At 67.2% G+C, this 24,548-nt stretch carries 24 protein-coding genes; 8 read left to right on the top strand and 16 right to left on the bottom strand.

Features of this window, described 5'->3' with window-relative positions; genetic code table 11:
- Positions 1-23 precede the first annotated feature (23 nt).
- From napA to AC1Q7H_RS23125, 9 genes are all read right to left on the bottom strand, one after another.
- On the bottom strand, positions 24-2,519 hold the full coding sequence (gene napA / locus AC1Q7H_RS23165; protein WP_013952463.1) for a periplasmic nitrate reductase subunit alpha: 2,496 nt from the start codon (positions 2,517-2,519) through the stop codon (positions 24-26).
- Positions 2,516-2,854 (bottom strand): chaperone NapD, encoded by a 339-nt coding sequence (locus AC1Q7H_RS23160; RefSeq protein WP_013952464.1) that lies wholly within the window; start codon positions 2,852-2,854, stop codon positions 2,516-2,518. The genes napA and AC1Q7H_RS23160 overlap by 4 nt, the downstream gene beginning before the upstream one ends.
- 107 nt (positions 2,855-2,961) lie before the next feature.
- The gene (gene napE / locus AC1Q7H_RS23155) at positions 2,962-3,129 is read right to left on the bottom strand and encodes a periplasmic nitrate reductase, NapE protein (protein WP_013952465.1); all 168 of its coding nucleotides are present in this window, start codon (positions 3,127-3,129) and stop codon (positions 2,962-2,964) included.
- 94 nt (positions 3,130-3,223) lie between these two features.
- Positions 3,224-3,619, bottom strand: a complete 396-nt coding sequence (locus tag AC1Q7H_RS23150; RefSeq protein WP_492379345.1) for a winged helix-turn-helix domain-containing protein — start codon at positions 3,617-3,619, stop codon at positions 3,224-3,226.
- A gap of 538 nt (positions 3,620-4,157) precedes the next feature.
- Positions 4,158-5,375: a phosphoglycerate dehydrogenase gene (gene serA, locus AC1Q7H_RS23145; protein WP_013952468.1), complete on the bottom strand. Its 1,218-nt coding sequence runs from the start codon at positions 5,373-5,375 to the stop codon at positions 4,158-4,160.
- Between the two features lie 110 nt (positions 5,376-5,485).
- Entirely contained in the window at positions 5,486-6,019 is a 534-nt protein-coding gene (locus AC1Q7H_RS23140) for a hypothetical protein (RefSeq protein ID WP_211981027.1), read from the bottom strand.
- Between the two features lie 128 nt (positions 6,020-6,147).
- Positions 6,148-6,342 (bottom strand): hypothetical protein, encoded by a 195-nt coding sequence (locus AC1Q7H_RS23135; RefSeq protein WP_013952470.1) that lies wholly within the window; start codon positions 6,340-6,342, stop codon positions 6,148-6,150.
- A gap of 108 nt (positions 6,343-6,450) precedes the next feature.
- Positions 6,451-7,119 carry a Vgb family protein gene (locus AC1Q7H_RS23130; RefSeq protein WP_492381774.1) on the bottom strand — a complete coding sequence of 223 codons (669 nt, stop codon included), beginning with the start codon at positions 7,117-7,119 and terminating at the stop codon, positions 6,451-6,453.
- A 34-nt stretch (positions 7,120-7,153) separates the two neighbouring features.
- Complete coding sequence (locus AC1Q7H_RS23125) at positions 7,154-8,374, bottom strand: helix-turn-helix domain-containing protein (protein ID WP_211981028.1); 1,221 nt, start codon at positions 8,372-8,374, stop codon at positions 7,154-7,156.
- A 98-nt stretch (positions 8,375-8,472) separates the two neighbouring features.
- On the opposite strand from AC1Q7H_RS23125, the gene AC1Q7H_RS23120 reads away from it, so the two are divergent.
- Both AC1Q7H_RS23120 and AC1Q7H_RS23115 read left to right on the top strand, forming a co-directional pair.
- Positions 8,473-9,249: a DUF899 domain-containing protein gene (locus AC1Q7H_RS23120; RefSeq protein WP_492381773.1), complete on the top strand. Its 777-nt coding sequence runs from the start codon at positions 8,473-8,475 to the stop codon at positions 9,247-9,249.
- Positions 9,250-9,257: 8 nt separating this feature from the next.
- Complete coding sequence (locus AC1Q7H_RS23115) at positions 9,258-10,094, top strand: DUF2182 domain-containing protein (protein WP_211981029.1); 837 nt, start codon at positions 9,258-9,260, stop codon at positions 10,092-10,094.
- A 10-nt stretch (positions 10,095-10,104) separates the two neighbouring features.
- Here the strand turns inward: AC1Q7H_RS23115 and AC1Q7H_RS23110 are convergent, their stop codons facing one another.
- The gene (locus AC1Q7H_RS23110) at positions 10,105-10,971 is read right to left on the bottom strand and encodes a LysR substrate-binding domain-containing protein (RefSeq protein WP_041228576.1); all 867 of its coding nucleotides are present in this window, start codon (positions 10,969-10,971) and stop codon (positions 10,105-10,107) included.
- 243 nt (positions 10,972-11,214) lie between these two features.
- Here AC1Q7H_RS23110 and psrA point away from each other — a divergent pair, with 243 nt between their 5' ends.
- From psrA to phnY, 3 genes are all read left to right on the top strand, one after another.
- The gene (gene psrA, locus AC1Q7H_RS23105; protein ID WP_013952476.1) at positions 11,215-12,306 is read left to right on the top strand and encodes an iron-containing alcohol dehydrogenase PsrA; all 1,092 of its coding nucleotides are present in this window, start codon (positions 11,215-11,217) and stop codon (positions 12,304-12,306) included.
- A 77-nt stretch (positions 12,307-12,383) separates the two neighbouring features.
- Complete coding sequence (locus tag AC1Q7H_RS23100; RefSeq protein WP_153955064.1) at positions 12,384-13,688, top strand: MFS transporter; 1,305 nt, start codon at positions 12,384-12,386, stop codon at positions 13,686-13,688.
- An 86-nt stretch (positions 13,689-13,774) separates the two neighbouring features.
- Positions 13,775-15,220, top strand: coding sequence for a phosphonoacetaldehyde dehydrogenase (gene phnY / locus AC1Q7H_RS23095; protein ID WP_153955065.1), 1,446 nt, complete (start codon positions 13,775-13,777; stop codon positions 15,218-15,220).
- A gap of 201 nt (positions 15,221-15,421) precedes the next feature.
- Here the strand turns inward: phnY and AC1Q7H_RS23090 are convergent, their stop codons facing one another.
- The 3 genes from AC1Q7H_RS23090 to phnA form a co-directional block, all read right to left on the bottom strand.
- Positions 15,422-16,426, bottom strand: coding sequence for a Bug family tripartite tricarboxylate transporter substrate binding protein (locus AC1Q7H_RS23090; RefSeq protein WP_211981030.1), 1,005 nt, complete (start codon positions 16,424-16,426; stop codon positions 15,422-15,424).
- Positions 16,427-16,508: 82 nt separating this feature from the next.
- The gene (locus tag AC1Q7H_RS23085; RefSeq protein WP_153955067.1) at positions 16,509-18,188 is read right to left on the bottom strand and encodes a Na/Pi cotransporter family protein; all 1,680 of its coding nucleotides are present in this window, start codon (positions 18,186-18,188) and stop codon (positions 16,509-16,511) included.
- Between the two features lie 88 nt (positions 18,189-18,276).
- Complete coding sequence (gene phnA / locus AC1Q7H_RS23080; RefSeq protein WP_492381772.1) at positions 18,277-19,497, bottom strand: phosphonoacetate hydrolase; 1,221 nt, start codon at positions 19,495-19,497, stop codon at positions 18,277-18,279.
- Positions 19,498-19,609: 112 nt separating this feature from the next.
- Here phnA and AC1Q7H_RS23075 point away from each other — a divergent pair, with 112 nt between their 5' ends.
- Complete coding sequence (locus AC1Q7H_RS23075) at positions 19,610-20,506, top strand: LysR substrate-binding domain-containing protein (protein WP_013952482.1); 897 nt, start codon at positions 19,610-19,612, stop codon at positions 20,504-20,506.
- A 73-nt stretch (positions 20,507-20,579) separates the two neighbouring features.
- Here AC1Q7H_RS23075 and AC1Q7H_RS23070 read toward each other — a convergent pair whose 3' ends face one another.
- Together AC1Q7H_RS23070 and AC1Q7H_RS23065 are read right to left on the bottom strand one after the other, a co-directional pair.
- Complete coding sequence (locus AC1Q7H_RS23070) at positions 20,580-20,975, bottom strand: hypothetical protein (protein ID WP_013952483.1); 396 nt, start codon at positions 20,973-20,975, stop codon at positions 20,580-20,582.
- Positions 20,976-21,131: 156 nt separating this feature from the next.
- Complete coding sequence (locus tag AC1Q7H_RS23065) at positions 21,132-21,839, bottom strand: Crp/Fnr family transcriptional regulator (RefSeq protein ID WP_492381771.1); 708 nt, start codon at positions 21,837-21,839, stop codon at positions 21,132-21,134.
- Between the two features lie 110 nt (positions 21,840-21,949).
- Here AC1Q7H_RS23065 and AC1Q7H_RS23060 point away from each other — a divergent pair, with 110 nt between their 5' ends.
- Complete coding sequence (locus AC1Q7H_RS23060; RefSeq protein ID WP_013952485.1) at positions 21,950-22,720, top strand: class II aldolase/adducin family protein; 771 nt, start codon at positions 21,950-21,952, stop codon at positions 22,718-22,720.
- A gap of 2 nt (positions 22,721-22,722) precedes the next feature.
- Positions 22,723-23,652, top strand: coding sequence for a 2-hydroxyacid dehydrogenase (locus AC1Q7H_RS23055; RefSeq protein WP_492381770.1), 930 nt, complete (start codon positions 22,723-22,725; stop codon positions 23,650-23,652).
- Between the two features lie 29 nt (positions 23,653-23,681).
- On the opposite strand, the gene AC1Q7H_RS23050 is transcribed toward AC1Q7H_RS23055, so the two are convergent.
- Positions 23,682-24,548, bottom strand: an 867-nt coding sequence (locus tag AC1Q7H_RS23050) for an alkaline phosphatase D family protein (RefSeq protein WP_492381769.1), incomplete at its 5' end; no start/stop codon positions are given.

The raw sequence follows: 24,548 nt of genomic DNA, 5'->3' as shown, positions 1-24,548 counted from the left end.
GCGTCTCCCTGTTCGATTCCGGGCTAGACCTTGACGATCTTGACCGCGCACTTCTTGAAGTCCGTCTGCAGCGAGATTGGGCAGGTGGCGTCCAGCGTCACCTTGTTGATCAGCTGGCTGGCATCGAACCACGGCACGAACACCAGCCCGCGCGGCGGCGCGTCACGCCCGCGGGTCTCCACGCGCGAGCGCATGCGCCCGCGCCGCGACACCACTTCCACCTCAACGCCGCGGCGCAGCCCCATTGCCTTGGCGTCTTCCGGATGCATGAACACCACCGCGTTGGGGAAGGCGCGGTACAGCTCCGGCACGCGCCGCGTCATCGAGCCGGAATGCCAGTGCTCCAGCACACGGCCGGTGGCCAGCCAGAACGGATATTCCTTGTCGGGCGATTCGGCTGCCGGCTCGTAGGGCAGGGCGAAGATCACCGCCTTGCCGTCGGGGTTGCCGTAGAACTGGTAGCCGGTGCCGGCCTTGACGTAAGGGTCGCTGCCCTCGCGGTAGCGCCAGCGGGTCTCCTTGCCGTTGACCACCGGCCAGCGCAGCCCGCGCGCCTCATGGTAGGCGTCGAACGGGGCCAGGTCGTGGCCGTGGCCGCGGCCGAAGCTGGCGTACTCTTCAAACAGGCCTTTCTGCACATAGAAGCCGAAGGCCTTGGCCTCGGCGTTGTGGTACTCGGCGTTGACTTCCTTGAGCGGGAACTTGTCGACCTGGCCATTGCGGTAGAGCACGTCGAACAGGGTCTTGCCGCGGTACTCCGGCTTCTTCGCGATCAGCTCGGCGGGCCAGACGTCCTCGACCTTGAAGCGCTTGGAGAATTCCATCAGCTGCCACAGGTCAGAGCGCGCGTCGCCCGGCGCATCGACCAGCTGGTGCCAGAACTGCGTGCGGCGCTCGGCATTGCCATAGGCGCCTTCCTTTTCCACCCACATCGCGCTGGGCAGGATCAGGTCGGCGGCCAGCGCGGTCACGGTGGGATAGGCATCGGACACCACCACGAAGTTCTGCGGGTTGCGGTAGCCCGGCAGGCCTTCTTCCATCAGGTTGGCGGCGGCCTGCATATTGTTGTTGACCTGCACCCAGTAGGCATTGAGCTTGCCGTCCTTGAGCATGCGGTTCTGCAGCACGGCGTGGTAGCCCGGCTTTTCGGGGATGGTGCCAGCCGGCAGCTTCCAGATGCGCTCGGCCTCTTCGCGGTGCTTGGGGTTGGTTACCACCATGTCGGCCGGCAGCCGGTGCGAGAAGGTGCCAACCTCGCGCGCAGTGCCGCACGCCGACGGCTGCCCCGTCAGCGAGAACGGGCTGTTGCCCGGCGTGGCGATCTTGCCGGTCAGCAGGTGCAGGTTGTAGACCATGTTGTTGGCCCAGCTGCCGCGCGTATGCTGGTTGAAGCCCATGGTCCACAGCGACATCACCTTGACGTTGGGGTCGGCATACAGTTCTGCCAGCTGGTCCAGCTTGGCCTTGGGCACGCCCGACAGCTTGCTGACGTAGTCGGCGTCGTACTTGGCCACGAAGCGTGCGAAGTCATCGAAGGTGATCGGGCGCGAGGCACCGGGATCGGCAGCGTTCTTGGCCGCCTTCTGCAGCGGATGTTCCGGGCGCAGGCCATAGCCGATGTCGGTCACGCCTTCCTTGAAGACCGTATGCTTGTTGACGAAGTCCTTGTTGACCTTGTTGTTCTTGATGATGTAGTGGGCGATGTAGTTCATCATCGCCAGGTCCGTCTGCGGCTTGAAGATGACCGGGATGTCGGCCAGGTCGAAGGAACGGTGCGTGAAGGTGGACAGCACCGCCACGCGCGTCTTGGGGTAGCTCAGGCGCCGGTCGGTGATGCGGGTCCACAGGATCGGGTGCATCTCGGCCATGTTCGAGCCCCACAGCACGAAGGCATCGGCGGCCTCGAAATCGTCGTAGCAGCCCATCGGCTCGTCCATGCCGAAGGTACGCATGAAGCCCTGCACTGCCGATGCCATGCAGTGGCGCGCGTTTGGGTCGATATTGTTGGAGCGGAAGCCCGCCTTGTAGAGCTTGGACGCGGCATAGCCTTCCCACACCGTCCACTGGCCGGAACCGAACATCCCCACCGCGGTCGGCCCTTTTTCCTTCAGCACGCGCTTGAACTGGCGTTCCATCTCGTCGAAGGCGCGCTCCCACGTGACCGGGGCGAATTCGCCGTTCTTGTCGTACTTGCCGTTCTTCATGCGCAAGAGCGGCTTGGTCAGCCGGTCCTGCCCGTACATGATCTTCGACAGGAAATAGCCCTTGACGCAGTTCAGACCCTTGTTGACCTCGGCCAGCGGATCGCCCTGCGTGGCCACTACCTTGTTGTCCTTGACCGCCACGGTCACGCCGCAGCCGGTGCCGCAGAAGCGGCAGGGCGCCTTGGACCACTTCAGCTTGGTCATGTCGCTGTCAGTGACAAAGTTGGCGGCCCCGGCCGGCAGCGTCACGCCGGCGACCGATGCGGTCGCGGCGACAGCGGTCTGCTTGATGAAATCACGACGAGAGATGGTCATGTGCCTGCCTCCTCGTTCATTGCCGGGTCCATCGCTTCGTGCATTGCCTCGGCGTCTTCGTTGTGCTGGTAGACGAGCGCGGCCGACAGCACGCCCTCGAGCTGGTGCAGGTACGTCAGGTGCGCGGCAATGGCGCGCGAGGTGGGCGCTTCGATGGTGACCACGAGCTTGCCGGCATCGCTGGCAGCGTGGACTTCGGCGCCGGTAATGGCTTCGATCGCGGCGCGCACCTGCGCCAGGCTGTCGGGAATGGCATGCACGACGATGCCGGCGATATGCCACTCTTCGCTCGCGGGCAGCGGCTGGATGGGGATGGCACGTCTTGCTGCGGGCATGCGCAAGCTCCGGTTCGATGCCGTTTCAGTCTGTGCTGCAGCTTGTTTTTATTTGTCAAATGCCGCCCCGGTCGCGGCAGTATTGCGCACCGGGCTTGCCGGGCCGCTCAATGCGACGGCGGACCGCTGATCAGTTGGGTCATCCAGACAATGAACCCATAGCCCGCCACGATGATGACGGAGAGTACCGGCACCATCACGGCGGTCAGGAAAAGGAAGCTGCGCAGTTCTTCTTGCTTGCGCTGCGGATCGTGGGCTTCACCGGTTTCCATCATGGCTTGAAGTAATCGGCAAAAGTGATCGGGCAAGACACCTGATGCGTTACACCATTAAAGGAAGCAGGAGCCAAGGTGTCAAGACTGCACTCGCTTATCCGTGCCCACGGCTCACGGGATCAGGCCGCGCGCGCGGCCCAGTGCCACCGCTTCTGTGCGGCTTTGCGTCGCACAGCGGTGCGCTCAGCTGGCCCAGCACGCTGGTTTCCAGCAGGAAGGCGCGGCACGCGTCGGACTGCCGCGCCAGGATGTCCCAGTTCCAGGTGGGTGCCGGAAAACGCGGTGACAAAGGCGGCGTGGTCGCTGCGCTGCTGCAGCGACAGCGCGGCGAGGTAGATCGCGGTGGCCCAGCCTTCGGTGCGGCGGTGCAGCGCGACAATGTCGCTGTCGCGCAGCGGCAGGCCGCAGCTTCCGCGCAGCAGTTGCGTAGCCTCGTCGACGGAAAAATGCAGGGCGGCGGGCGGGATCTCCAGCAACTGTCCGCGCGCACGCAGCCGGCCCGGGCCGATTTCCGGCGCGGTGCGGGAGCCGATCACCAGCGTGCCGCAGCGCGGCCAGGCCGGCGTCCAGGTGGACCAGCAGCCGTTCCAGGTCATTGTCGCCCGCATCCAGGCGCAGCCATACCGTGGCGTGCTGCTGCGCTGCGCAGGACTCCGCGTATTGCTGCATCAGCGTGGTCTTGCCAAAGCCGGCCGCGGCCCGCACCAGGATCACGCGGGCCGCGCGGTCCTGCGCCATGCGCGCGACCAGGTGCGGCCGGCCGATCGTGGCGGGGTGCGCCACGGGGGGCGCGAGCTTGGAAGCGAGCACCGTCGGCAGCGGGCCGCCGCTCACGGCGTGGTTGGCAAAGGGATGCAATGCACTCTCCTTGGGGGCGATGCCCGTCACCGCCACCCTTGCCCGCCTGCGGCGGACAGGATCATAAGTGCTGTATCGGCAATATTTCTGCGGAAGGGCGTCAGGTCGGGGCGATCTTCTTAAGGGTTATGACACTTTTGTGACAATTGACCTTGGGGGCGGCCGCTGTCCTATCGCAGGATCAGCCGCGAGCGGGCAAAGCCTGCGTGAGTGCGCAGCGCCTGCATCAACTGGTCTGACGGCACGCGGTCGAGGTCGGTGACCACATAGCCGGTGTGGCCGCGCGTCTGCAGGTGCTGGCCGGTGATATTCACGCTCTCCTGCGCCAGCAGCGTGTTCAGTGCCGCCAGGGCGCCCGGCGCATTGCCGTGCACGTTGAGCAGCCGCGCCGGCGCGTGCAGCGGGCCGGGATCGACCTCGGGGAAATTGACGGCGCCGATGGTGCCGCCGGTGGCCAGGAAGTGCGCCAGCTTGGCCGCCACTTCGGTGCCGATATTCTCCTGCGCCTCTTCGGTGCTGCCGCCCACGTGCGGGGTCAGCAGTACGTTGGGCAGGTTCTGCAGTTCGCTGACGAAGGGGTCGTTGTTGGTCTTCGGCTCCTCCGGGAACACGTCGATGGCCGCACCGCCCAGGCGCTTCTCGCGCAGCGCCGCGGCCAGCGCGGCGATGTCCACCACGCTGCCGCGCGAGGCATTGATCAGGATCGCGCCCGGCTTGCAGGCGGCCAGGATGCGCGCATCGATCATATTGCGCGTGCGCGGCGTGGCTGGCACATGCAGGGTCACCACTTCGGCCTGCGACACCGCTTCTTCCAGCGATCCCGCAGCGCGCGCAGAGCCGTGCGAGAGCCGCGCCAGCACGTCGTAGTACACCACGCGCATGCCCATCGATTCGGCCAGCACGCCCACCTGCGAGCCGATATTGCCGTAGCCGACGATGGCAATGGTCTTGCCGCGCGCCTCGAACGCGCCGGCGGCGCCCTTGGCCCACTTGCCGGCGTGTGCCAGGGTGTTCTTCTCCGGGATCCGGCGCAGCAGCATCACCGCTTCGGACACCACCAGTTCGGCCACCGAGCGGGTGTTGGAGAAGGGCGCGTTGAACACCGGGATGCCGGCGGCGGTGGCGGCTTCCAGGTCCACCTGCGAGGTGCCGATGCAAAAGCAGCCAACCGAGAGCAGCCCGGGCGCGCTGCGGATGTCGTCGGCGCGCAGGTGGGTGGCAGAGCGGATGCCGACCACGTCGTGGCTGGCCAGCACCTGGCGCAGTTCGGCACCGGCCAGGGCGCCGGTGCGGCGCTCGACCTGTAGGCCGGCTTCAGTCAGCCGGGCGTTGGCGCTCTGGTGGATGTTCTCGAGCAGGATCGCAGTGGTCACGTTCGTTTTCCGCATGGAGGGTTGGCGGCGGTTGCCGCATCGCCACCATTCTGCGCGCAAAAAGGCCCGTGGGCCGGGGAGCCCCTGCTGCCGGCAATGGCACCGGCTGCCTCGCCGGCCTCGCTTCAGCGCGAGTGGCGCGAGTCGCCGCCGAGCGGGTCGACGATGATCATGGTCTGGCGCAGCACGCCGGCGTCATCGAAGTAGCAACTGAAATGCGCGGTCTGCAAGCCAGTCTTGTACATGCGCCAGGACCAGGCTTCACGCTTCATCAGGGGGTAGTACTGGATGGGCTCGCGCGGCAGGCCAAAGCGCTCCTGCACATCCTTCTTGGTCCAGGTCCCGACCTGGGCGCGGTAGATCTCCGTCTCGGTCAGCATCTGGCGATAGTCGGTGAGCTTGCCGCCGGCGTCGAAATCAGCGGCATAGACCTCATGGCCGAGGGGCTGGCGCGACCAGATCCAGCGGGTGGTGCCGTCGGCGAGGCGGTAGGTCTCGGTGGGGGATCCGAATGTACTGCGTACGGCACTTTCAGGGCTGCCGATCATTTGCTTGCCGGTCTGTTCCGGCTGCAAGGTCGCACAGGCCCCAAGCGAGCCGAGCACGACAGCGGCAACGCACAGTTTGCCGATATACCAGAATGGCGTGCGGGATTGCATGGCGCTCTCCTGCGGGCGAGATGCCCGCATCTCGCCATTCTCCGTCCGTCAGGCCGGCCCGTGCAACACCGGCTGGCGCCAGGCGGCGCCAGCCTGGACCGGCCGCTCGGTGCGGGGCCGGCGCTGGCTCAGCAGCGGCCTTTCTTGGCCTGGCCCGGCGGGCAGAAGGACTCGTTGCCGTACGTGTCGACACGGCAGTTGCCCTTCTTTGCCTGCCCCGGCGGGCAGCCCTGGTGGCCGCTGCCGTAGTCGTCGTAGGGGGCTACCACGCAGCCGCCTAGCAGTGCGCTGCAGGCGACCAGAAGGGCCAGAGCGGATTTCATCGCATTCTCCTTGTTGTGGGGGATTCCGTTTGCGACAGGAGAATAGATGGTGGCAGCGCCTTTGTCTGTAAGGAATAGTGAACGTTGTCCGCTCGGCGTGAATGCCGGCTACTTGCCCGCGGCGTCGGCGGGGCGCTTCCCGGCTGGCCTGGGCCGGCGCACCGCGCGGATCTTGCCGCTGTTGCCGCCGCCGCAGAAGAACTGGTCGCCGCCGTCGGACTCCAGCCCCGACACGCCCGCGCCGGCCGGCATGGTGACCGATTCCAGCACCGCGCCCGATTGCGGGTCGATGTGCCGCAGCTCGCTCTGGTCGCCTTCCCAGGTGCCGTGCCAGAGCTCGGCATCGACCCAGGTGACGCCGGTGACAAAGCGGTCGGACGTGATGGTGCGCAGGATCGCCCCCGTCTGCGGATCGACCTGGTGGATCTTCCGCTCCCGGTACTGGCCCACCCACAACGTGCCTTCGGCCCAGGCAAGCCCCGAGTCGCCGCCGCCGCCCGGAGCAGGGACCGTGGCCAGCACGCGGCCGCTTTGCGGATCGATCTTCTGGATGCGGTCTTCGGCAATCTGGTACAGGTGCTGGCCGTCGAAAGCCGTTCCGGCATGGGCGGCGACATCGAGCGAGCGCAAGGTCCTGCCGGTGAGCGGGTCCAGGGCATTGAGCTTGTCTCCGCTGGCAAACCAGACCCGCTGGCCGTCATAGCTGACACCATGGACGTTCTCGACCCCGGGGAAGGGACCATACTCGCGAAGCACTTCGGCTTGTGATCGTTTCATGCTGTCATCCTGGTGGCTTGGGGATGGCTACATGCTAGTCAATCGGCAGCGGCGAGGGGAGTAACAAGGCCGTCGTGAATCCCGGCACCGGCGGCGTCATCCAGCGGCGCGCGCGCCCGTGGCCAAGGGACTGGATCTTGCCCGCGGCCGCCAGCGTTTCCAGTGCCCGTTGCACCGAGCGCTGGCTGGCACCCAGCGCCAGCGCGAGGGCAGAGCTGGACCATGACTCGCCATCGGCCAGCAAGGCGAGCACCGCCGCGTGCTTCTCTTCCACCGGCCGCGCCAGCACCACCACCTCGCGCGCGCGGTCCGGCACCAGCGCGAAGCCGCGCCCGGTTGCGGTGACGCCGGCAAATGCGCCAAGCACCGCGCGCAGCCGCCCGATCTCGACACGCAGCCGCGCGCGGTGCGAAGCATCGGCATGCCTGGTGCGGAAGGCGTGCGCAATCAGCGTGTCCCGGGGCACGTCGGCGGGCCAGGCTTCGGCCAGCGCGCGCGCCAGCGTGAACAACACCGGCCGCCTGGCGAGCGAGACCGTGGTGCCAGCGCAGCGCACGGCATAGCGACACGCATCCACGACCAGCGCTTTCGACGCCAGCAGCGCTTCGACTTCCTCGAGCAGCAGCGGCCGTTCCTCGCCGCGCGCGATGCGGCGTGCCGCGGGGCTGTGCAGCGCCTGGGCCGCGCTTTCGACCTCGGCGCGCAAGGATGGGATGCCGGCGCGCTGCGCCGCGCGCGCGGCCTGTGCCAGTGCGGTGCGCGCCGGCCGGGTCTGCACGCGCCGTATCGCAATGCCCGCCACGATCAGGGCATGGGTTGTGCGCAACGCGGGCGGGAAGGGGGCGGGGTCAAGCCCGGCAAGCGCCTGCTCGGCTTCGTCGATGCGGCCGATCAGCAGCAGCCGGCGGATCGCCAGATAGCGCGCATGGGCGGCGTTGACCCAGTCGCCGTGCGCTTCAAGGGTGGCGCGCGCGCTGTCCAGCGTCTTTGCGGGCCAGCCCAGGTCACGCGAGATAAAGGCGATCTCCGTTTCGGCCACCACGCACCTGGCGCGCGCTACGGCTTCGCGCGGACCGAAGGCGCGCGCCGCGCTGCGCAACAGTGCCCGGGCGCGGATGAAGTCGCCAAGCTGCGCCATGGCGATGCCGCGCAGCGCCAGCGCCGGCGGATCATCGCGCAGCGCAACCCGGTTCAGCGCGCCAAGCGGATCACCCGCGGCGAGCGCGAGCGCCGCGGCGGCAATGCGTGAGTCCATCCGAATCCCGCCAGAAATCCCGCCACACTTGTCACTCCCACCGTTGGAAGCCGGCGCCTAATCTAGCACACGAACACCAACCAACGGAGGGATGCGCGATGACCACACACAGCACCGGAACCCGTGAAGCATGGCTGGCCGCGCGGCGTAAACTGCTCGAGGCCGAGAAGGATCTCACCCGACGCAGCGATGAACTGGCACGGCAGCGCCAGGCGTTGCCGTGGGTTCGAATCGACAAGCCCTACCGGTTCGAGACCGCGGCCGGCAGCACCTCGCTGGCAGACTTGTTCCAGGGACGTTCGCAACTGCTGGTCTACCACTTCATGTTCGGCCCGGACTACCAGGCCGGGTGCCCGTCCTGCTCCGCGATTGCGGACGGGTTTGACGGCTTTGCCGTCCATCTGGCGCATCACGATGTCACGCTGGCCGCGGTGTCGCGGGCACCGTTGGCGAAATTGCTGGCGTACCAGCGGCGCATGGGCTGGACCTTCCCGTGGGCGTCTTCGCAGGGCAGCGACTTCAACACGGACTTCAACGTCTGGTTCAGCGAAGCGCAACAACGCCAGGGCGATATCGACTACAACTACCGGCGCGAGGCGGCATTCGCCTGGCGCCCCGAGCTGGAGGCCGGCGGCGCTGCGGCCGAGGCCCGCTTTGCTGCCATGTGCGGCACCGATGCCGCGACGTACCAGCGCGACCGGCCGGGTATGAGCGCCTTCGCACTGGAAGATGGCGTTGTGTACCACACCTATTCCACCTATGCGCGCGGGCTGGATGGCCTGTGGGGCATGTACCAGTGGCTGGATCGCGCGCCGCGCGGACGCAACGAGGCCGGGGTCTGGTGGCGCCGCCACGATGAGTACGAGCCGGGCTGAGGCAGGTCGTGTCCAGCGTACTCACCGCGCACAGGCCGGCGCGCTCACGCAGCGCCGGCCCGCGCCTTGCCTTCTTTGGCATCCTTGCCGTGCTATTCATCGCCGGCGTGGCGGCGACACTCGCCTGGCATGCGTCCATGCCCGCAATGCGCGCGATGCCGATGCCAGGCGGCTGGACCATGTCAATGGCGTGGATGCGGATGTGCGGCCAGACCTGGGGCCGCACGGCGATGGCCTTCCTCGGCATGTGGATCGCCATGATGGTGCCGATGATGCTGCCCTCGCTGGCACCGATGCTGTGGCGCTACCGCCAGGCGCTGGCGGCGGCAGGGCAGGTGCGCCCGGGCATGTCGACGGTATTGGCGGGCGCCGGCTACTTCTTCGTGTGGGGCATGGTGGGCCTCGCCGTTTTCCCGGTTGGCGCTGCGCTGGCAGCAATCGCCACGCAGGCGCAGGGCCTGGCGCGCGCGGCGCCGCTCGCTGCTGCGGTGGTCTTGATGATGGCAGGCGTGCTGCAGTTCGCCGCGTGGAAAGCACGGCAGCTTGCCTACTGCACCAGCGCAGCGGGCCGCACGCGCGCACTGCCGGCGGATGCCGGCTCGGCGTGGCGCCATGGCCTGCGGCTGGGCCTGCACTGCATCCGGTGCTGTGCGGGCCTGACCGCGGCATGGCTCGTCATGGGCGTGATGGACCTGCGCGTGATGGCAGCGGTGACATTGGCGATGACGCTCGAACGATGGATGCCCGCGGGTGCGCGCGTGACCAGGCTTGCGGTACGGCTTACCGGGGCCGTCCTGGTCGGCGTGGGCGTGGCTACGCTGGTACAGGCAGGTTGGGGCGGATGACGGGGTGGTGCTAGCCCAGCGCGACCGCGAACAGCGCCGCAATCAGCGGCCGCTCCTTGCGCACCTCCAGGCAGCACAGCGAATAGTCGATCGACAGCAGCGGCTCGTCGACCGGCACCACCTGCAGGCCCGGCAGCGGGATGCATTCGATCTGCGTGACGAAGCTGATGCCCATGCCATTGGCCACCGCATGCAGGATGGCCTCGCGGCTGTTGATCTCCATCACGCAGTTCAGCGCTACGCCATGCTGTGCGCACGCGCGTTCAACCCGGAGCCGGGTCTTCGATCCCGGCTCGCGCACGATCACAGCTTCGCCGGCGACGTCTTGCACCGTGATCGAAGGGCGCGCGGCCAGCGGATGGCCGGCCGGCATCACGGCAACGATGCGCTCGCGGCGATAGGGCGTGATGTGCAGGCCCTCGACGGGATCGGGTTCCGCCAGGATGCCGACGTCGATGTCGAAATCCTGCAACCCGTGCAGCACCGATGCCTCTGAGCCGATGGTGACCGTCAGTTCCAGCGAAGCATGCGCGGTGCGGAAGCTTCGCGCCAGCCCCAGCGCGATCGGCGGCGACACCGCGCCCACGCGCACCAGCCCGGTCTTGAGCTTGTGCGCGCTGTGCAGGAACTGCATGGCCTCTTCTTCCTGCCCGAACAATCCCTGGGTGATGGCGTAGAGCCGCTCGCCGGTGTCAGTCAGGCGCACGGTGCGGCCCGCGCGCAGGAACAGCTCCACGCCGAAACGCGTCTCCAGCGCCTTGACCTGGTCGGTCACGGTCGGCTGCCCAATATGCAGGTATTGCGCCGCGGCAGTGAAGCCGCCCGTCCGGGCGACCGCGTGGAAGCAGCGGATCGACTTGTAGTACTGGTGGAACATGGGGTCTCGATGGGGGCTGACGCCATTCAGCGCGGCGTGTGCGGCGAGTCTCCCACAGACGCGTGCCGATGCGTACAGGGTTTCCCCGAGGCCGGCAGCGTCCCGGCGATCCATCGGTTTTGGCGCACCTCGCCGTCAAAGATGCGATTGGACCGGGGGGTTGGCGTCTCCCACACTTCAGGCACCAGGGAACGCGGCACAAGCCGCCGTCCAGGCTACCCAGGAATGAAGTGAGGAGACCCCATGATCCATGCCTACCACAACCCCGTGTCGATCCATTGCGGGGCTGGCAGTCTTGACCAGCTTCCGGCCTTGCTGCACGGCCGGCGCGTCGTCGTCGTGACCTTTCCCGAAGCGCGCGCGCTGGGACTGGTGGCGCGGCTTGAAGCCCTGCTGGGCGCAGACCTTGTCGGGATGATCGAAGACGTGCGGCCGAACCCGGATGTCGCCCAGTTGTCCGGCCTGTACGACCGCTTCTGGGAACATGCCGACGCTTGCGACGCCATCGTTGCAGTCGGCGGCGGCAGCGCCATCGATACCGCCAAGGCGCTGATGGTAGGGACCAGGACGGGGCGGTTCGATTCGCTGATCAGCCTGCTGGCAGCGGGAAAGCCGTTCACGCCGGCGCAGGTCAAGCCGCTGATCGCGGTGCCGACCACGGCCGGCACGGGCAGCGAAGTGACGCCCTGGGCGACTATCTGGGACGCCGCGAAGCAGAAGAAGTACTCGCTTCACCTGGAGGCAACCTGGCCCGAAGCGGCCATCGTGGACGCGGAGCTGATGATGTCCGTGCCGCGGGGCACCACGATCTCCACCGGGCTTGATGCCCTGTCGCACGCGCTGGAATCGATCTGGAACGTCAACGCCAACCCGATTTCCGATACCTTCGCGATTTCGGCGGTGGAGGACATCTTCGACACCTTGCCGGAACTGGTGCGCAACCTGGACGACATTGCCTTGCGTGAGCGCATGGCGCTGGCCGCCCTCAAGGCCGGACTGGCGTTCTCCAATACCAAGACGGCCCTTGCGCACTCCATCTCCTACGAAATGACGCTGCGCCATGGCCTGCCGCACGGCATCGCGTGCTCGTTCACGCTGCCGATGGTGCTGGAAAAAGCCTGGGCACGCCGCCCCGACCGCGACCGCACGCTGCAACGCTTGTTCGGGCCGGTGCTGGACCACGGGCAGCAACGGCTGCGCGCCTTCCTGCAGGGCCTGGGCGTGAAGACCGAGTTTGCCGACTACGGCGTCACCGACGACGAGGCCGGCGCCATGATCACACGTGCGCTGGACGGCGCCCGGGGCAAGAACTTTATCGGCGCCGTGTCTGCCTAGCGGCACGACCCCGGCCGACGGTACCGCCGGCCAACACGAGCCCGCAATACGGGCCGACAATACAAGAGGAGACAAAAATGGAAACTGCCGATCGCATCCAGGTAGGGGCGTTCGTCGCCCCGGCCGAGCTATCGTTCCGGCGAGCACAGTGGCGCATGCTGCTGGCCGCGATGTTCTGCTACTTCTTCTTCTACACGGGGCGGCAGACCTTTGGCTTCGCCATTCCCGGCATCCAGCAGGAATTCGGGCTTTCCAAGGAGACGCTGGGATGGGCCTCGACCTGCCTGCTGTGGTGCTACGCCATCGGGCAGGCCATCAACGGCAACCTGGGCGACAAGTTCGGCGGCCGCCGCGTGATGACCGCCGGCGCGATCCTGTCGTGCGCGGCCAACTGGGTGGTCAGCTTTGCCGTGGGCTTCAAGACCCTGGCGATTCCATGGGGCATCAACGGCTACTTCCAGGCGCTCGGCTGGGCGCCCGGCAGCCGGCTGCTGTCGAACTGGTGGGGCGCCGGCGAACGCGGCAAGGTCTACGGCTTCTATGTGTTCGCGGCTGGCTGCGCTTCGGTACTGTCGTTCGTCACCTCGATCGTGGTTGTGAATATCCTGCACCTGGACTGGCGCTGGATCTTCCGCCTGCCGGTGCTGCTGATGCTGGTGGGTGGCATCACCTTCTTCCTGATCGTGCGCGAGCGTCCGGAAGACCTGGGCTTCAGGTCGCCCGACACCGGCGCCGCCAAGGCCGACGATGCGGACAAGGCCGCGGCGGTCGAAACCGACGCCAATGAAAGCTCCTGGTCACGCTACAAGGCCGTGCTGTGCAACCCGCGCCTGCTGATCGCGGGCCTGTCGATCGGCTTCCAGAACGCCGCGCGCTATGGCCTGATCGTCTGGGTACCGGTCCACTTCCTGGGCAAGAACTGGAAGAGCGCCGAGACGCTGATCGACCCGGCGTGGATCTCGGTGGCACTGCCGGTAGGCATGGCGTTCGGCGCGCTGAGCAACGGCTGGATTTCCGACCGCCTGTTCGGCTCCAGCCGCAGCAAGGCCATCATGCTGTACATGGTGCTGGGTGCGGTGGCGTCAATGGTCATGTACAAGCTGCCCACGGGCATGGGCGCCATCGTCGCGCTATTCCTTGCCGGCTTCTTCGTCTACGGCCCCGCGTCGTCGTTCTGGGCGCTGTGCCCGGACCTGGTTGGCGCCAAGCGGGCCGGCACCGCTACCGGCATCCTCAATTTCTTCTCCTACCTGCTCGCCGGCCTGGGCGAACCCCTGATCGGCCGCATGCTGGATCACTCGGGCAATACCTCGCTGGTGTTCCCGATCGTGGCAACCAGCTGCATCATCAGCGCCGTGATCGCGGCCTTCATTCGCCGCTGAGTGCGCCGGGCCGGCACGATGCCGGCCCGCCCGCCACGGCTGCAACCCGTTTCCCCACACTGCACAAGACCCGAGAGGGCAAGCCCATGACCGCATTGCATGCCATCCCCGAAATCCGCCACGAAGCGCTGCGCATCGCCGGCGAGAAGATCTACCGCGAAGACGTGATCGAGGTGACCTATCCGTACACCGGCGAAGTCATCGCCACCGTGCCGAAGGCCACGCTCGACGACGTGCGCCGCGCCTACCGCATCGCGCGCGACTACCAGCCCACGCTGACGCGCTATGACCGCTACAAGATCCTGATGCGCGCCGGCGAGATCATCGCCTCGCGCCTGGATGAGATCTCGCGCACGATCACGCTGGAATCCGGCCTGTGCCGCAAGGATTCGCTGTACGAGGTGGGCCGCGCCTCCGACGTGCTGCTGTTTGCCGCCAACCAGGCGCTGGTCGACGACGGCCAGGTGTTCTCGTGCGACCTGACCCACCACGGCAAGAGCCGCAAGGTCTATACGCTGCGCGAGCCGCTGCTGGGGGTGATCACCGCGATCACGCCGTTCAACCACCCGCTCAACCAGGTGATCCACAAGGTGGCGCCGTCGGTGGCCACCAACAACCGCATGGTGCTCAAGCCCAGCGAGAAGACCCCGCTGGCAGCCTGCCTGCTGGCCGATATCCTGTATGAGGCCGGACTGCCGCCGCAGATGCTGTCGGTCATCACCGGCGACCCGCGCGAGATTGCCGACGAGATGCTGACGCACCCGGACGTGGACCTGGTGACCTTCACCGGCGGCGTGCCGATCGGCAAGTACATTGCCGCCACTGCCACCTACAAGCGCCAGGTGCTGGAGCTGGGGGGCAACGACCCGATCATCGTGATGGAAGACGCGGATCTGGAAGAGGCCGCCACGCTGGCCGCCAGCGGCTCCTACAAGAACTCCGGGCAGCGCTGCACGGCGATCAAGCGCATGCTGGTGCATGAGTCGGTGGCGGACCGCTTTGTCGACCTGCTGGTGGCGAAGACCGAAGCGCTCAGCTATGGCGATCCCATGGACCCGAAGGTGGACATGGGCACCGTCATCGACGAAGCCGCCGCGATCCAGTTCGAAGCCGTGGTCAATGAAGCGATTGCCGCCGGGGCCACGCTGCGCTACGGCAATATCCGGCGCGGCGCGCTGTATTCGCCGACGGTGCTCGATCATGTCGATCCCGGAATGACGGTGGCCAGGCACGAGACCTTCGGGCCGGTGTCGCCGGTGATCCGCTTCAGGGACATTGAAGAGGCGATCCGCATTTCCAACGGCACCGCCTACGGGCTCTCGTCGTCGGTCTGCACCAACCGGCTCGACTACATCACGCGCTTTGTGCGGGAGCTGAAGGTTGGCAGCGTCAACGTGCGGGAGGTGCCGGGGTATAGGCTGGAACTGACGCCGTTCGGCGGCATCAAGGACTCTGGCCTGGGCTACAAGGAAGGCGTGCTGGAGGCGATGAAGAGCTTTACCAATACCAAGACGTATTCATTGCCCTGGTGAGCGGCCCGGCGCGTAGTTTCTGCTGGTGTCTCTGGTAGCCAGGACCAGGTGGGTTCTCCCGCACTGCCATCCCGGATTTGGCCGCCTGCGCAGGCGGCTGCTTTATTTTCAGGCGGCGCTGGAGACCCCGGCGGTTCTGGAGCAGCTTGGGCAGGCACGCGGAAGCTGCGGCGCGCACCATCCGTGCGCGCCGTGGCACGGCTAATCTGCCTTGACATTGGCGCTGCGCACCACCTCGCCCCAGCGCTTGAGCTCGGACGCGGTGAAGACCTGGAACTGCTTGCCGGGCATATAGCTGGGCAGCGCGCCGTCGGCTTCCATGGCGGATTTCAGCCTGGGCACGGCGAGGGCCTTGCCTACGGCAGCCTGCAGTTTCTCAAGGGCGTCCGGCGGTGTCTTTGCCGGCGCCACGACGCCGGCCCACGACGTGACCTCAAAGCCGGCAAGGCCCGATTCAGACAATGTCGGCAGTTGCGGCAGCGCCGCCGAGCGCTGGCCCGAGGTAACGGCAAGGCCCTTGAGCTTGCCGGACTTGACGTGCGGGATCATGGCCGGAATGGTCTCGATCGTCAGGGTGACCTCGCCGCCCATCGCGGCCAGCATGGCCGGGCCGCCGCCCTTGTAGGCGACATGGGTCATGTCGACCTTGGCCTGGGACTTGACCAGTTCACCGCTGAGGTGGCCTGGCGACCCGGATCCCGCGGACGAGAAGAAGACCTTGCCGGGATTGGCGCGCATATAAGCCAGCAACTCGGCGGAGGTTTGCGTCGGCATCGCCGGGTTGACCGCTACCACCAGCGGATAGCGCGCCACCAGCGCCACCGGCTCGAAGCTCTTGAGCGGGTCGAATCCCGGCTTTGCATAGAGCCATGGATTGATGGCCTGGCTGCTCAGGGTCGCCATGAACAGGGTGTAGCCGTCGGGCGCGGCCTGCGCGACATACTGGGCAGCGATGTTGCCGGCGGCACCCGGGCGATTCTCGATCACCACTTGCTGGCCCAGCGCTTCCTGCATCTCCCTGGCCAGCAAGCGGGCCAGCTTGTCGGTCGAGCCGCCGGCGGCGAAGCCAACCACGAGGCTGACCGGCCTGGCCGGATAACCGCCCTGGGCGTAGGCCGTGCAGCACGAGGTCGCGGCCAGGCCGATCAGTGTCAGGGTGGCCCGGATGCGCCCGGGCCGGTGCGGCTTGCGTTGGTTTGCCTGCATGAGTGTCTCCTGTGGGGATTGTCGTTGTCGGTTCACGCCTTGTGGCCGTGTCCGGCCGCCTGCCTGCTTGCTGCTTGTGGCGTCACGGATTCAGCAGGCGTTCCTGTGCGTGCGGCGCGCCGGCATTGTCGGCGGGGAGGAACGAAGTGTCTTCAGGGAGGGCGCCGCGCATGCCTGCCGGCGCGGCGCACAGCAGCGCGTTCATCTGGGAAAGCTCGCGCAGGGTGTCGAGGTGCAAGGCGCTGGTTTCCACGCTCGCGGTGCGGCGCTGTGCCACCCGGGCAATGTGGCGGGCGGTGAGGCGCCCGGCGCGTGCCTGGAAGTCGCCAGCGCACTCGATCAGCAATGCCGACGCTGCGCGGTCGTTGGCAACGAAGAGCGACATGCTGGTGCGCAGGTTGGCCACCAGCATGTCGCAAAGCTCGAGCAGTTCGGCACTGCCCTCATCCGAGAAGCAGTAGTTGCGGCTCAGTTTGCGCTGGTCCAGATCGACCAGGATGCGTTCGACGATATCGCCGACATACTCCAGGTTGATATTGACCAGCATGATTTCGTCCCAGCGGGTGGCATCCTCACCGTCGAGGCTGCCGGCGTCGACGTCGGTCAGGTACATCTTGACCGACGAATAGAGTGCGTCGATGCGGTCGTCCAGCGCCCGGCAGCGGGCGTTCACGGCGCGGTCGTTGCCCACGATCGAGAGCTTCATGCCATTGAGCATCTCCTCGATCACGTCGCCGATGCGCACGACTTCGCGCGTGGCATTGCCAAGGGCGACGGAAGGATGCCGCAGGTCGCCCTGGCTCAGGTAGCGCGCGCCGCTGGGCGCTGCGTCGTCGTGCGCATCAGGCAGCCATCGGGTGCACAGGGACGCTACCGGGTTGACGAACCAGACCAGGGTTGCGGCCAGCGTCAGGTTGAATGCCATGTGGAAGTCAATGGCCATGGTGCCGGCACTGCTGCCCAGGCGGTCCAGCAGCCAGGGCATGGCGTCCAGCATCGGCAGGAATGCCAGTATCCCCACGAACCGGAAAATCAGGTTCGCGAGCGATACCCGCCGCGCGGCGGGCGAACTGCCGGAATTGGCCAGGCAGGCTATCAGTCCACTGCCCAGATTGGCGCCAAGTACCAGCGGCAAGGCGGTGGCAGGGCCGATGACGCCGCCCATGGCCAGCGTTGCAGTCAGCAGTACCGCGGCCAGGCTGGAGTACGCGAGCAACGTCACGAGGGCGCCGATCACCAGCGCCAGCAGTGCGTCATGGCCAAGCGAGGTGAAGACGGCGCGCACGATCTCGGCGTGCAGCAGCGGCGCGGCGTATAGGCGGATCAGCTGCAAGGCCAGCGTGATCAGCCCCAGTCCCACGATGACTTCGCCAGTCTGTCCGCGCAAGCTGGCCTTGCCGGACAGACGCAGTGCGATGCCGATCACCAGCAGCAGTGGCGAGAGCCAGGAGATGTCGACCGACAGCAGGCGCGCCATCAGGCTGGTGCCGACGTCGGCACCCAGCACGATCGGCAGTGCCGCCGGCAACGACACCAGGCCGCCTGCGACAAAGGCGCTGGTCATCAAGGCCGTGGCGCTGCTGCTCTGGATCAGCGCGGTCACGCCAAGCCCGGCCAGGAAGCCTCGCGCGGGACTGGCCGTGCCCGCGGCCAGCACCAGCCGCAGGCGCGGCCCCAGTACCTCCAGCATGCCGTGGCGGGTCACATGCGCGCCCCAGATCAGTAGTGCGACCCCGGACATCAGGGAAAGCAGGATTTGCATGGCGCCGCCCCCTGGTGGTGGCCGTCTTGGCGGCCACCTTTAGCTATTGACTGATGACGCGTGCCGGCCTGGCCGGCACGCACTGGCTTTAGTCCGCGTGGTTCAGCGCCAGCCGCAGGATGTCGAAGTTGCGCAGCCGCTGGCCGGCGGGCGCTGCAACCTTGCGGTTGAACAGCAACGGCACCTTCTGCTCGGACAGGCCGCCGTGCGAGCGCAGCGGAGCATCCAGGCCGCTCAGGTCATGGCGTGCCGGCGTGGTGCCGAGCACGGTCAGGCGTTCGCTGACCACCACCAGGTCGCCGATGCGGTCGGGCGGCAGCTCGAAGCGTTCGCTTGCGGCGTGCTTGTCCAGCACCAGCTCGATGCCGGGCAGCGCGGCGATGGCCTCATGCACGGCGCGCTGGTCGGTACCGGCGGGCAGGTACACGGTCGCGTAGGAGCCCAGTGCGCCGTGGTGGGCGACATAGGGATCGGTGATCGGCAGCAGCACGCGCGTGGCGTCCGCGCCGAAGCGCTCGTTCAGCACCTGCTGCAGGAACAGGATGTTGGCCTTGCCCAGCGAGTCGGTCTTGGCATTCATGCCGTGGTCGGCGGTCACGCCGATGACCGCGCCGAGCGCGTCCAGGCGCTGCAGGTAGCTGTCGATCATGGCATAGAAGGCATTGGCCTGCGGCGTGCCCGGGGCATGCTTGTGCTGGATGTAGTCCGTCGTGGACAGGTACATCAGGTCGGGCCGCATGGTTTCCAGCAAGGCCACGCCGGCGGCGAACACGAACTCTGACAGGTCGGCGCTGTAGACCGAGGGCAGGGGCATGCCGACCTTGCGCAGCACGTCGTCGATGCCGTTGTCTTCGATGGTGGCCTGGTCGGCCTTCTCCGCCGAGAAGCAGATGCCCTTGAGGCCGTGGCCGAGCAGCGCGCGCAGCTTGTCCTTGGCCGTGACCACCGCCACCGATGCGCCGGCCTGCGCTGCCGCGGCCAGCACGGTGGGGGCGCGCAGGTAGCGGGCGTCGTTCATCAGCACTTCGGCGCCGGCTTCGGTGTCGTAGAAGAAGTTGCCGCAGATGCCGTGCACCGACGGCGGCACGCCGGTCACGATCGACAGGTTGTTGGGATTGGTGAACGACGGCACCACGCAATCGCCGGTCAGCACCGTTCCGCGTTTGGCCAGGCTGGCGAAGAAGGGGGTCGCGCCCGCCTGCACGGCAAGGTTGATGTATTCCTGCTCGCAGCCATCGATGCAGACGATGACGGTGGGGCGGGCGGGAAGCTGGTAGTGGTGGCCGTTGACCTGGATCTGGGTGCTCATGGCGTCTCGTGCGGAAGGATTGTCGATGGGATTTGCCTGAGACCCATGCTAATTTAGGCGATAAACTCTCACAATCGAGTTTACTTTCCAGATTCTGTCAGGAAATCTCACAATGCCGCACAAGCTGCCGCCGCTCAACGCCTTGCGCATCTTCGAGGTTGCCGCCCGCGCCGGCAGCTATTCCGCGGCCGCGCGTGAGCTGCACCTGACCCATGGCGCGGTCAGCCGGCAGATCGAGATCCTGGAGCAATGGCTGGGGCAGCCGCTGTTTATCCGCCAGGGCCAGCGCATGGTGCCGACTGTCCACGCGCAGGCGTTCGCGCGCGAGATCAGCACGGCGTTCGACCAGATCAGCGCCGCTTCCGAGCGCTATGGTCGCATTGCCACGCGCAAGGTGGTGCGCGTCAATGCCCCGGCAACCTTTGCCATGCGCTGGCTGATTCCGCGGCTGGATGACTTCCGGCGCCAGCAGCCCGAGGTCGACGTGCGTGTGTCCACCGCCTTCAGCAACGAGGCCGGATTCAACGGCACCTTTGACGTGGCGATACGGCGCACCCTCGAACGTGGCGAACAGTTCGAGTCAGTGCCGATCTTTTCGGAGTACCAGACGGTGATCGCCAGCCCGGCGATGCTGGAGCAGGTGCCGTTGCAAGGTGTAGAGGACCTGGTAGAGGGCGTCTTCCTCTATACGGAGACACGGCCGGGAAGCTGGGAATCGTGGCTGCAGCAGGCGGGACATGCCTCGCTGCTGCCTGTTCGCACGCTGCGCTTCGACCATTTTTTTGTCACGCTGCAGGCGGTGGTGGACAGCCTTGGCTTTGCCATCGGCACCTTTCCGACCCTGGAAACGGACCGCGCGGGCGGTCGCATTGCGACGCCGTTTGCCGCCATCCGCGCACCGGGCAATACCTATCATGCGCTGGTGCCGCGCGATGCCGACAAGCCGCTGCATCTGCGCGCGTTCCTGGAGTGGTTGCAGCAGCAGGGGGAGGCGGCCGCGGAGACCTGAAGCGGCGCGCGCCCGGGAAGCGGGGTGAGGGTGGCGCGCGGCCCGCGCGATGCGGGCCTGCGCTGACGGGCGCTCAGGCCCCGTCGAGGAACGCGCTGCGCTGGCCCAGGCGCGTGCCGAGCGCATCGGGGGCCAGGCTCATGCTGGCGGGGTCCACGGCCGAGGCGGGGCTGCTTGCCATGGTCGGGTCGGCGGCTGCCGGCGCCATGCCCGGCTGGGCCGCCTGTACGGGCGCCTGGGCATAGCTGCCGCCCGCTGCGGGTGCCATCTGGGCCGACGGCGCTGCCGACGGCATGGCTTGCACGGGCTGGGCGGATTGCACCGGCTGAGTGGATTGCATCGGCTGCATCGGCTGCGTCATCGGCATGGGCTGGCTCGGCTGCAGGGGCTGGGCCTGCTGGGCAAACAGCGGGTAGGACGCGATCATCGCGCCAGCCACGACCAGGGATTTCGCCAGATGTTGCTTCATTCGTGTACCTCCTAGAACGCCTACAGGCAAGGGAACAGTCACTGTAGCGCCGAGGCACCTGACATTCTGTTTGATTTTGCAACGGTCGTTAACCAGCCTTGCCATCGGGGCCAGGGCAGGTTAGTTACGCGCGCGGCCTGCAAACCTTGCGGGCCGTCAACGCCTGGCCAATCGCTTGAGCGCCGCCGGGTCCAGCAGTTCGATCTGCCGGTACTCGCGGCGGATCAGGCCCGCTTCCTCCCACGCCTGCAGGTACTTGGCCACGGTCTGGCGAGAGCGGTTGACCATGTCGCCAAGGTCCTCCGCGCTGATGCGCACGACATGGTCGGTGCGGTCGGCCAGTTCCAGCAGGCGTGCTGCCATGCGCGCGTCGATGGGCGCCTGCGCCGCGCTTTGCGCGTGGTCGAACGCTACGCGCAGGCGCGCGCAGATCTGCTGCACGATCAGCTGCATGCCTTCCGGATGCGCGCCCAGGATGCGGTGGAAGTCGCGCTGGCTCAGCACCATCAGTTCCGTGTTGCCGACGGCGAAGGCGTCGTGCGTGCGCGGCTTGCCGTCCAGCAGCGAGATCTCGCCGAACCAGCGGCCACGCCCGATCACCGAATACACCGACTCGCGCCCGCCCGTGCTGACGCGGCTCATGCACACCCGGCCCGACAGCACCATGCAGAAGTAGGTGGGCGGATCGCCGCGCGCGAAGATCATCTCGCCGTCGCCAAAGCGCAGGCGGCGTGCGGCGTTCGCCACGGCATCGAGCACGCCCGGCGGCGCATTGCGCAGCCAGCCGCTGGCCAGCACGCTGCGCGGCAGCGTGCGCACCGGTTCCACCGCTGCCCTCGATCCACGCTTCACATCACCCTTCACATCGCTCTCCTGCTGGAGCCGAGATTGTCTAATACTTAACAGACTTTGGCGCGGTGCGCCCGGACAATGCATCGATTCAATGACTCACATGCCCCCGGGGAGGTACGCATATGGCGCAAATCCAGCTTGTCGATTCAATCAGGGACCGCGTCTCCGACGCCGAATGGCAGATGCGCGTGGACCTGGCGGCCGCGTACCGCCTGGTCGCCCACTTCGGCTGGGACGACCTGATCTTCACCCATATCTCGGCACGCGTGCCCGATGCGCCGGACCAGTTCCTGATCAACCCGTACGGGATGATGTTCGACGAGATCACGGCATCGAGCCTGGTCAAGGTCGACCACGAAGGGCAGCCGGTGCTGGAAACGCCGTATGACGTCAACCCGGCCGGCTTCATCATCCACAGCGCCGTGCATGAGGCGCGCCCCGAAGTCGGTTGCGTGATGCACACGCATACCTCGCACGGCGTCGCCGTTTCGGCGCAGCAGGCGGGCCTGCTGCCGATCTCGCAGCAATCGATGTTCGCGCTGACCGGGCTGGCGTACCACGACTATGAAGGCGTGGCGCTGCGCGAGGACGAGAAGGCGCGGCTGGTGGCGGACCTGGGCCGCTGCAAGCAGATGATCCTGCGCAACCATGGCCTGCTGACGTGCGGGCGCACGGTATCCGATGCATTCCTGACCATGTACACGCTTGAGTCCGCCTGCCGCATCCAGATCCTCGCGCAAAGCGGCGGCACGCCGCTGACCATGGTGCCCGAAGCCGCCAGCGCCAACATGGGCCAGCAGGCGCGCCAGGCCACCAAGGGCAAGGGCTCCGGCCTGGCCTGGCCGGGCCTGCTGCGTCGCCTTGACCGCATCAACCCTGACTACCGCAACTGACCATGGCCATCCTCGTTCACCTGCCGTCGTTCATGGCGGTTCCCATCACTGCCGCGCTGCGCGAAGCCGCGCCGGATATCACCGTGTGGAACGGCCGCGAGGCCGCCGTCGCGGAAGAGGTCGAAGCCATCATCGCCTGGGGCCTGAATCCCGGCGTGCTGCCGGCCTACCCGAAGCTGCGGCTGGTCTGCGCCGCCACCGCGGGCGTCGACAAGCTGCTGGCCGCGCCGGACCTGCCGCCTGGCATGCCGGTCACGCGCATAGTCGATCCCGGCCAGCAGACCGGCATTGCCCACTACGTGCTGGCGATGGCGCTGCGCCATATCCGCGCCCTCGGCCTGTACGCCGAACAGCAGCGCCGCGGTGAATGGAAGCGCCACCCGGGGCGCGATGTGTCGCGCTGCCGCGTGGGCGTGCTGGGGCTGGGCGAGATCGGCAGCGAGGTCGCGCGCATGTTTGCCGCCATCGGCTACCCGGTCAGCGGCTGGAGCCGCAGCGCCAAGCATCTGCCCGGCGTGACCGACTTCACCGGCGACGACGGGCTGGAGGCCATGCTGGCGCAGAGCGACATCCTGGTCTGCACGCTGCCGCTGACGCCGCGCACCGAGAGCATGCTGAACCGCCAGACGCTGTCGCGGCTGCCCAAGGGGGCGTTCCTGATCAACGTCGGGCGTGGCGAGCATGTGGTCGAGCCCGATCTGGTCGCACTGATCGACGATGGCCACCTTGCCGGCGCGGCGCTCGACGTGTTCGCCAAGGAGCCGCCCGCGGCGGACGATCCGGTCTGGAACCATCCCCGCATCGAGGCCACGCCGCATATCGCGGCCGACCCCTCGTACGAACTGGTGGCGCGGCAATGCATCGACAACCTGCGGCGCGCGCGCGACGGGCGTGAGCTGCTGAACCAGGTGGACCGGCAAGCGGGCTACTGAGGGCCCGGCGGGCCGGTCCGTCCGCGTGACTATGTCACGCTCACATCGGCGGTGCCCGCCGCCACCTCCAGCAGCCGCGTGCTGGCCGTGGCCGGCTGGGCCGGGGCCGTGCTGCCCTCGAGCAGCTTGAACGTATGGAAGGTGCAGCTCAGCTTCTGGGGCGTCAGGGTGACCAGCGCGTAGCCCTCGACGTTGGAGTCGGCGTGGCGCAGCCACGCGTTGAAGGCGCGCAAGGTGGCGTCGAAGGTGTTCACCACCGTGCCGCCCACGTTGCTGTAGACCAGTTCACGCAGTGCGGCGAAGGCCTGGTCGTTGTCGACGATCGAGCGGAATGAACTGAGCAGGGTGTTGCTCGACAGGCCGGCCGTGACCAGGTCCACCATCACCGGCGCTGGCGTTGCGGCATCGTAGTCGTCCATCACCTGGCCGGCAAAGAATGCGTGGATATCGCCGCTCAGTGCCACCACATTGCGCACGCTGTTGTTCTTCAGGAACGCCATCAGGTTCTTGCGCTCGGCGTTGTAGCCATCCCACTGGTCGGCATTGAGGATAAAACGGTCGAGCAGCGCGATGGCCGGCAGCCGGCTTTCGATCAGCGGCTTGATATTGGCATCGAACGCGGCGCTGCCGATGCCGACCTGCGCCAGCACATTGCGCAGCGCCGTGTAGGCCAGGTTGGCATAAGTGCCGGCGGCCTTGGCCGCTCGCAGGTCGTCGGCCAGCGCGTTGGCAATGGCGTTCTCCAGCGAGGACAGGGCATTGTTGGCCAGCACCAGCGCCCTGGCGATCAGCCGCGCCACCGCCTGGATCACATCCACCTGCATGCGCAACAGCGACACCTGGTTGGCCCACAGCTTCCACGTGGTGGCGGCGGCGGCGGCGAGGGTCCGCCACCC

Source organism: Cupriavidus sp. GW823-FHT06D04, from assembly GCF_058795055.1.
Note: the sequence above shows the minus strand (reverse complement) of the source record. Positions and strands in the feature narration are given on the sequence as shown.

Excerpts from the sequence above, each read along its gene's own strand:
- napA (WP_013952463.1), bottom strand. The coding sequence starts at position 2,519 with ATGACCATCTCTCGTCGTGATTTCATCAAGCAGACCGCTGTCGCCGCG.
- AC1Q7H_RS23160 (WP_013952464.1), bottom strand. The coding sequence starts at position 2,854 with ATGCCCGCAGCAAGACGTGCCATCCCCATCCAGCCGCTGCCCGCGAGC.
- napE (WP_013952465.1), bottom strand. The coding sequence starts at position 3,129 with ATGATGGAAACCGGTGAAGCCCACGATCCGCAGCGCAAGCAAGAAGAA.
- serA (WP_013952468.1), bottom strand. The coding sequence starts at position 5,375 with ATGCGGAAAACGAACGTGACCACTGCGATCCTGCTCGAGAACATCCAC.
- AC1Q7H_RS23140 (WP_211981027.1), bottom strand. The coding sequence starts at position 6,019 with ATGCAATCCCGCACGCCATTCTGGTATATCGGCAAACTGTGCGTTGCC.
- AC1Q7H_RS23135 (WP_013952470.1), bottom strand. The coding sequence starts at position 6,342 with ATGAAATCCGCTCTGGCCCTTCTGGTCGCCTGCAGCGCACTGCTAGGC.
- AC1Q7H_RS23130 (WP_492381774.1), bottom strand. The coding sequence starts at position 7,119 with ATGAAACGATCACAAGCCGAAGTGCTTCGCGAGTATGGTCCCTTCCCC.
- AC1Q7H_RS23125 (WP_211981028.1), bottom strand. The coding sequence starts at position 8,374 with ATGGACTCACGCATTGCCGCCGCGGCGCTCGCGCTCGCCGCGGGTGAT.
- AC1Q7H_RS23120 (WP_492381773.1), top strand. The coding sequence starts at position 8,473 with ATGACCACACACAGCACCGGAACCCGTGAAGCATGGCTGGCCGCGCGG.
- AC1Q7H_RS23110 (WP_041228576.1), bottom strand. The coding sequence starts at position 10,971 with ATGTTCCACCAGTACTACAAGTCGATCCGCTGCTTCCACGCGGTCGCC.
- psrA (WP_013952476.1), top strand. The coding sequence starts at position 11,215 with ATGATCCATGCCTACCACAACCCCGTGTCGATCCATTGCGGGGCTGGC.
- AC1Q7H_RS23100 (WP_153955064.1), top strand. The coding sequence starts at position 12,384 with ATGGAAACTGCCGATCGCATCCAGGTAGGGGCGTTCGTCGCCCCGGCC.
- phnY (WP_153955065.1), top strand. The coding sequence starts at position 13,775 with ATGACCGCATTGCATGCCATCCCCGAAATCCGCCACGAAGCGCTGCGC.
- AC1Q7H_RS23090 (WP_211981030.1), bottom strand. The coding sequence starts at position 16,426 with ATGCAGGCAAACCAACGCAAGCCGCACCGGCCCGGGCGCATCCGGGCC.
- AC1Q7H_RS23085 (WP_153955067.1), bottom strand. The coding sequence starts at position 18,188 with ATGCAAATCCTGCTTTCCCTGATGTCCGGGGTCGCACTACTGATCTGG.
- phnA (WP_492381772.1), bottom strand. The coding sequence starts at position 19,497 with ATGAGCACCCAGATCCAGGTCAACGGCCACCACTACCAGCTTCCCGCC.
- AC1Q7H_RS23075 (WP_013952482.1), top strand. The coding sequence starts at position 19,610 with ATGCCGCACAAGCTGCCGCCGCTCAACGCCTTGCGCATCTTCGAGGTT.
- AC1Q7H_RS23070 (WP_013952483.1), bottom strand. The coding sequence starts at position 20,975 with ATGAAGCAACATCTGGCGAAATCCCTGGTCGTGGCTGGCGCGATGATC.
- AC1Q7H_RS23060 (WP_013952485.1), top strand. The coding sequence starts at position 21,950 with ATGGCGCAAATCCAGCTTGTCGATTCAATCAGGGACCGCGTCTCCGAC.
- AC1Q7H_RS23055 (WP_492381770.1), top strand. The coding sequence starts at position 22,723 with ATGGCCATCCTCGTTCACCTGCCGTCGTTCATGGCGGTTCCCATCACT.